The following is a 247-nucleotide window of genomic DNA, read 5'->3' on the forward strand; positions in this document are numbered from 1 at the left end:
GTATAAGAGACAGGACTACTAGGGTATCTAATCCTGTTTGCTCCCCACGCTTTCGAGCCTCAGTGTCAGTTACAGTCCAGAAAGTCGCCTTCGCCACTGGTATTCTTCCTAATCTCTACGCATTTCACCGCTACACTAGGAATTCTACTTTCCTCTCCTGCACTCTAGATATCCAGTTTGGAATGCAGCACTCAGGTTAAGCCCGAGTTTTTCACATCCCACTTAAATATCCACCTACGAGCTCTTT

The 247-nt window shown here is 46.2% G+C and carries 1 rRNA gene; it reads right to left on the reverse strand.

The annotated features are described in order from the left end of the window. Nucleotides 1-247, reverse strand: a 16S ribosomal RNA gene (locus tag ACTHSL_RS13995); the annotation flags it as partial.

It is taken from the genome of Neisseria sp. P0008.S010 (assembly GCF_051962715.1).
Lineage (GTDB): Bacteria > Pseudomonadota > Gammaproteobacteria > Burkholderiales > Neisseriaceae > Neisseria > Neisseria elongata.